This is a genomic window from Aminobacter sp. P4_H6_2, from assembly GCF_056400805.1.
In genome coordinates this window covers 1-2,237 of the sequence record NZ_JBFUKO010000782.1, presented here as the reverse complement: position 1 = coordinate 2,237, position 2,237 = coordinate 1, and the positions used below count along the sequence as shown (strand labels likewise).

At 60.6% G+C, this 2,237-nt stretch carries 2 protein-coding genes; both read right to left on the bottom strand.

The window, feature by feature from the left end:
- The coding region (locus tag AC1DUU_RS30040; protein WP_476786965.1) for an ABC transporter substrate-binding protein at positions 1–1,142 on the bottom strand (1,142 nt) is incomplete at its 3' end.
- A gap of 144 nt (positions 1,143–1,286) precedes the next feature.
- Positions 1,287–2,063: a FadR/GntR family transcriptional regulator gene (locus AC1DUU_RS30035; protein ID WP_476786964.1), complete on the bottom strand. Its 777-nt coding sequence runs from the start codon at positions 2,061–2,063 to the stop codon at positions 1,287–1,289.
- Positions 2,064–2,237: the final 174 nt, after the last annotated feature.

The following is a 2,237-nucleotide window of genomic DNA, read 5'->3' as shown; positions in this document are numbered from 1 at the left end:
ATGCCCGCCTTGGCGGCGTGCTCCTGGAAGATCACGGCCATGTCAACGGCGCGCGACGAGATGGCTTCCGAGGTCTGCAAAACGATCGGGCCCTTGAAGCCTGTCTTGTCGAACAGTTCCTTGGCGCGTGCCGGATCGTATTCCGTCTGCGGCAGGTCGGCTGCGTAGACCGGATCGCTCGGTGCAACGGGTGTATCGTTGGCAATGCGGCCGACACCCACCGAAACGCGCTCAAGCATGTCGGGACGGTTGACGGCAAGCTTGAGGGCCATGCGCATGTCGGGATTGTCGAACGGCGCCATATCCGTGCGCATGTTGAAGCAGATGAAACCGCGACCTTCGGTGTTGTAGATCTTCAGGTTCGGCATCTGGCGCATCAGCGGCGCGGTACGCGCGTCGAGCAGCGTGGTCAGATGGATCTGGCCGCTCTGGAAAGCGCTGCCCAGCGCCGAGGCATCGTTGATCGCAAGGAACTCGACGCTGTCGACAAAGGCTGCGTCCGACTTGAAATAATTCTCGTTGCGCTCGGCTTCGAGAACTTCGCCCGGCGAGAACCTTTTCAGCTTGTAAGGCCCGGTGCCCACGCCATCAAACGTCGTTGTTCCAGCCGGAACGATGCCGAGCGAGAAAGCCGTCAGCATGGCGGGGAACATGTAGTTGGCTTCGGGCAGGTCGATGATGACGCGGTTTGGACCATCCGCACGGATATCGGCGACGCCCTTGATGATGCTGCGCATGTTGGAACGCGAAGCTTCTTCGGCGTGGCGCTTCAGCGAAAAGACCACGTCTTCGCTGGTGAAGGCCTTGCCATTGTGGAAGGTCGCACCCTCGACCAGATCAAAAATCCAGGTCTTGCCGCCATTGGACGGCTCCCAGCTCTTGGCGAGACCGGGGCGCAGTTCCATGTCCAGTCCGTGAACCTCGATCAGCGAGTTGTACGTGATGCCGGACATGACCGCCGTGTAAGGCGAACCGAATGTGCGCGGGTCCAGCGAGTCCGCCGTCGAGGCACCACCACTGGCCACCACAAGGTGTCCGCCGCGCTTGGGCTCAGCCGCCCACGCACCACCGCCGGGCAATGCCGCCATCAGGCCGGAAGCCGCTGAAATCTTGAGCAGGCTTCGGCGCGAAATCGTAAACATCTTCCTCACTCCCTTTTTCACAAATTGTCCCGCAACGCCCGCTCCTTTTGCGGCGTTCAGCAGGCATTCCCCTCTGCACCTGGCCCCTCTGCGCCCGGCGTGAACCAAAGCGGCAAGGCGCTGGGCCTCACCGCTCCTCCATGGTCATTCGCCAGGCTCTCCCTTCGCCAGGTCGCCCAACTGGCGCGACTTGACGAACTGCAGACGTTCGTAAACCAGATTTCTCGCAGCATCGGCTCCGCGCGCCTCGACGCAAGCAATCAGCGCGCGCTGAAACGCCACGGCGCGACGGGCTACGTCAGGCGACGAGCCGCGGACATAAAGCGGCATCAAGACATGGCTAAGCGCCCTGAACTGCGCGACCAGAACCCGGTTGTGGGAAGCCCCGACAACGCAGCCGTGGAAATTGATCGCCGCCCAGGTGAATTCCTCGGGGTCGTCGATCAGGCGCTCGGCCTCGGCCAGCGCGTCATGCAGCGCCTTGATATCGGCGCTGTCGGCGTTGGTTGCCGCAAGGCCTGCCGCCATCACTTCAATGGCGATCTGGGTGTCGAGCAGCTCTTCGGTGCTGATGCCGATCAACTTCAGCTGGATGGCAATGGTCTCGGCCAGGCGCTCGGAATTGCCCTCGGCGACAAAGATGCCGCCCTTGATGCCAACCTTGACCTCGATCACGCCCGACGCCTGGAGCGAGCGCAAGGCATCGCGCATCGTCATGCGGCTGACGCCGAATTGCAGCGCCAGCGACGACTCCGAGCCAAGCCGATCGCCGGGGGCCAGCCTGCCGGCAAACAGAACCGTTCGTATCTGATCGATCACGTTCGCCGAGAGCGTGGACTGCTTGCCCGAGGACCATAGGCGCTCGGCCGGCCCGACCATCTGGGTCAGACCGCCACCGTCAGCATCAGGCGCTTTTTGCATGCCTATCCCTTTGATACGATATTTAGGACAAAAAAGAGTATTTCGAGTCGAATATCAAGCTAAAAATGACGATTGCACGACCATTTTTTTTAAACTATCATATGTTTTGAAAATGGCGGTAACGAGCTCCCGCCTTCAACAATTTCAATCAGTTGAGTGGGACATGATCATAGA